Source organism: Streptomyces capoamus (assembly GCF_014654935.1).
In the GTDB taxonomy this organism is placed as follows: domain Bacteria; phylum Actinomycetota; class Actinomycetes; order Streptomycetales; family Streptomycetaceae; genus Streptomyces; species Streptomyces capoamus.
On record NZ_BNBF01000052.1, the window covers coordinates 3,464 to 7,470 of the forward strand.

The 4,007-nt window shown below is 70.6% G+C and carries 4 protein-coding genes; all 4 read right to left on the reverse strand.

The features are described from left to right. Positions 1-110 precede the first annotated feature (110 nt). Positions 111-1,343: an acyltransferase family protein gene (locus tag IE312_RS37470; protein WP_189986780.1), complete on the reverse strand. Its 1,233-nt coding sequence runs from the start codon at positions 1,341-1,343 to the stop codon at positions 111-113. A 91-nt stretch (positions 1,344-1,434) separates the two neighbouring features. Further along, a complete protein-coding gene (locus tag IE312_RS37475; RefSeq protein WP_189986781.1) occupies positions 1,435-2,697 on the reverse strand; it encodes an FG-GAP repeat domain-containing protein in 1,263 nt (420 codons plus the stop codon). Between the two features lie 19 nt (positions 2,698-2,716). Continuing rightward, complete coding sequence (locus IE312_RS37480; RefSeq protein ID WP_189986782.1) at positions 2,717-3,424, reverse strand: hypothetical protein; 708 nt, start codon at positions 3,422-3,424, stop codon at positions 2,717-2,719. Positions 3,425-3,441: 17 nt separating this feature from the next. Next, positions 3,442-4,007 (reverse strand): UDP-N-acetylglucosamine 2-epimerase (locus tag IE312_RS43615; RefSeq protein WP_229900924.1); only part of this gene is annotated, 566 nt, incomplete at its 5' end.

A 4,007-nucleotide genomic window follows, 5' to 3' on the forward strand; every position in this document is an offset into this window, starting at 1 on the left:
GAGTCGCTGGTGGAGCCGTGGACGAGCAGCAGTCCCGGTCCCGATCCGGTGACCCGGTAGTCGACCTCGGTCCCCTCGGCGGTGGTGACGGCGGGCACGGTGCCCTCCTCTCAGGTGAGTTCCTTCTCGACGGCCGGGGCGGGGGCGACGCGCTGGGCCGGTACGGCCGGTTCGACGACCGGGGCGGGGCGCCGCCGGCTGCGGGCGAAGCGGCGCATGGCGGGCATCTCCACGAACCGGTACAGCAGCCATCCGGCGAGCAGGCTGGCCGCGAAGAACAGCGCGACGACGAGCAGGGCCACCGGGGTGCTGAAGGCCTCGCCGCCCAGCAGGGTCCGCAGGTAGAAGATGGTGACGCCCTGGACCAGGTAGAAGCCGAAGGAGACCTCGCCGAGCCAGACCATGGGGCGGCTGCTCAGCCAGGTGCTGCGGGAGCGGGCGTCGCTGTCGGCGACCGCCGCGATCAGCAGGCCGATGGGCACGATGGTGGCCGTGACGAACGTGTACTGGAAGGGCACCAGGTAGGTGGCGCCGTAGCCGACGGCGACCAGCAGCAGGGAGAAGGCGATGCCCAGCTGCCGGGGCCAGCGGCCGGCCAGCACGATCCGGGCGAGGAGCGTGCCGAGCACGAACTCGAAGAGCCGGCCGGGCGGGAAGAGGTAGCCGAACCAGAACTGCTGGTCGGAGATCGGGGTGATCGCCGACTTCGGGGTGTCGGGGACGAGGTAGGTCGACACGAGCTGGACGGCGACGGTCCCGGCGACCATGACGGCCGCCCAGGCCCACAGCGCGCCACCGCGGAGCCTGCGGATCGGGACGATCAGCAGCGGGAACAGCAGGTAGAAGAGCAGCTCGCTGCCCAGCGACCAGGTGGGCGGATTGAGGCTGAGGTTGACCGACGCCTGCGGGAAGAAGGTGTGGATCAGCAGCAGGTTCGGCAGCCACTGGGAGACGCCGGTGATGGCGGCTCCGGCGAACAGCACCACGACCGCGGCGGCGACGACGAGGTGGTTGGGGAAGATCTTGGTGATGCGGCGGCGCCAGAAGGACGTGATGCGTTCACCGGGCCGGGCGGACCAGGCGAGGACGAAGCCGGAGAGGACGAAGAAGAACGACACCCCCATGTAGCCGGTGGAGACGAACGTCTTCTCGTACAGGTGGGCCAGCGTGCTGTCCGCGAAGGGGTTGATCGGCTTGTTCGGCGGGATGGGGCTGTTGGACAGCGAGGAGTGGAAGAAGAACACCAGGAGCGCGGCGAAGAACCTCAGTCCGGTGAGCGAGGGCAGTTTCGACGGCCGGGACCGGTGCCGGGCGTTCCCCGGCGGTATGACGGCGGAGGACATGACGGCGGCTTTCTGGGTGAGGGCGGCGCTGCCCGGCCCGCCCGGTGGCGGCGGGCCGGACAGCGTGTGCGCGGGGTCGGGGGAGGGGGGCCTACTCGGCGTCGGCGAGCGGCATCCGGTTCCGGTACAGCATGATCTTGGCGTCCTTGGCCACGTAGTAGTTCTGCACGGAGTAGGCGATGGTCGCGAAGTCCAGGCGGCCGTCGCCGTTGAAGTCGCCGGTGGCGATGCGGGCGACGGACTCCTCGCCGACCCGCCACTTGGCCCAGACGCCGGCGGCCAGGTCGATGGCCTTGTAGTACATGACGCCCTGCCACGGCCACGGTCCGCGCAGCGCCACCAGGAACTCCTCCTCGCCGTCGCCGTCGAAGTCGGCGCAGACGATCTGGTGTCCGGGGCCCTCGCCGCTCTCGTTGGGATCGCCGTAGACATCCAGCAGGGTGCGTCCCCAGACCGGTTCGCCCTGCTCGTCGGTGCCGGTCTTGGTGTAGACGGCGACGGTGTTGCCGTGGAAGGGCTCGATGGCCGCGACGTACGCCATCGGGTCGTCGCCGATGCGGCCGGCGTTGACGTCCCCGCTGCCGCGGAACCCGGTCTGCTCGAACTGGGTGACCTCGCCGGTGCCGATGAGCCGGCGCACCCACTGCCCCGTCGCCTCGTCGAAATACAGCCAGGTGACGCCCTCGTCGGAGGCGAAGAGCAGGGAGTCGAGGTCCGAGCCCGGTATCAGTCCGGCCTTCTTCTCGGCGCCGTGGATCATGCGGAAGTGGCTGTCGTCGATGGTCTCCATCGGCCATTCCTCGGCCGTGTGCACGTCGTCGGGCTGGGTGAAGATCACGACGGGCAGCACCGCGTGGACGTCGGCCTGGGCGACGATCGGAACGCCGACGATCTGCAGCCGGTCGGTACGGGTGAAGTGTCCGACGCGCAGCCGGTGCATGCCCGTGGCCCGGCCGACGTAGTGCCGCTTCCAGCGGGACTCGTCCTTGTCCGGACTGCCCGGGTTCTCCAGCCAGTCGATCTTCCCGCCGGCCGGGTCGGGGTCGTGGATGGTGCCGATCGGGCCGTACAGCTCGTAGCAGACGACGACGTCCGGGTGGCCGTTGCCGCTGATGTCGGCGAAGTCGGCACCCACGGGCATCCTGATGCCGTCGGCCACCAGCCGGCGGGTCCACCGCTCGTCGTTCTGGTACCAGTAGATCTCACCGAGGCGCAGGCCGTAGCCGAACAGGTCGGGCCGGCCGTCCTGGTCGATGTCCGGGGCCTCCAGCCAGTAGCCGTCGCGCAGTTGCTCGGCGACGACCTCGGCGGAGAAGGCCGGCGGGACGGGCGTGGTGAGGTGGTTCTCGGTCATGGCGGGTCCTCTCGGGAAGTCAGCGGGCGGGGCGGTGGTACTCGACGGCGAGCCAGACGCAGTCGGTGTCCGCGCGGTACTGGTGCCAGGGGTAGCGGTAGCCGCCGTCCGGGGCGGTCCGGCAGAAGGGCTGCGGCGTGGTGTAGCCGGGTGCCATCGGAATGTCCTGGTAGAGGGTGCTGTGGTCGCGGGCGTGGAACTTCTGCATCCGGCCCACGCCCGTGATCTGGGTGTGGATCTCGATGAAGTCGTGTTCGTCGTGGATGGCGCAGTCCGTCCCGGCCGGCGCGTACCAGAGGTTCACCCTGATGTCGAAGGTCTCCTCCTGCCGCCGGTCGGCACGCTCCCCGAGCAGGTGGGGCGCGTCCAGCCGGGCCGAACCCGCGGCCGCCTGGGGGCCTTTCCACAGCGGGGTGGCCGGCGGGAAGGACGGCATCAGCTCACTCAGGAGGTGCCAGCCCGGCGCGCGGATCACGTCCGCGGCCGGTGCGTCCGTGGCGGCCACGACGATGACCGACGGGGCGCTCACGATCGTCGTTCCGGTGAGGATGGTGGACGACAGGGCCGGGATCGTCACCGAGGGTGCGACGTCGAGGCGGACGGGATCCGGGTGGGGGTTGACGACCACCGCGGGCCCTTGCACCCGGTAGTGGTCGACGTTCTCGACCAGCAGGGCCGGGATCCGCGGGGTGCCGAGTTCCAGGGGGCGGACGATGTTCCGGTTCATGGGGGTCCTCGGTGCTCTCAGGAGGCCGGCTGGGGTGTGTGGTGCTGGTAGTCGGCGTTGCGGGCCAGCTCGGCGGCGAACTGGTCGACCGGGGTCTCGGGGACGAACGGCTCGGGCATGTCGCCGAGTCCGAGGAAGCAGGCGACGCTGTCGACGGTGCGCTGGGCGGCCCTGCCGTCTCCGTAGGGGTTGGCCGCGCCGGCCATGCGGTCGTAGGCGATCGGGTCGCGCAGCAGCTCCAGGGTGGCCGCGACGATGCCCTCGGTGGTCTTGCCCACCAGTTTCGCGGTGCCGGCCACCACGGCCTCGCTCCGCTCGGTCACGTCGCTGAGCACCAGGGTCGGCTTGCCGAGCGCGGGACCCTCCTCCTGGGCGCCGCTGCTGTCGGAGACGATCAGATCGGCCCGCTTGAGCAGCTTCATGAAGCTCAGGTAGGGCAGCGGGTCGGTGACGGTGATGTCCGGGTGCCCTGCGACGACCGGGAGGATCGCCCGGCGGACGGCGGGGTTGCGGTGCAGCGGGATCACCACACGGGTGCCGGGCTCGTCGGCGATCCGGCGGAACGCCGCCGCGATGTCCGGGA

Excerpts from the sequence above, each read along its gene's own strand:
- IE312_RS37470 (WP_189986780.1), bottom strand. The coding sequence starts at position 1,343 with ATGTCCTCCGCCGTCATACCGCCGGGGAACGCCCGGCACCGGTCCCGG.
- IE312_RS37475 (WP_189986781.1), bottom strand. The coding sequence starts at position 2,697 with ATGACCGAGAACCACCTCACCACGCCCGTCCCGCCGGCCTTCTCCGCC.
- IE312_RS37480 (WP_189986782.1), bottom strand. The coding sequence starts at position 3,424 with ATGAACCGGAACATCGTCCGCCCCCTGGAACTCGGCACCCCGCGGATC.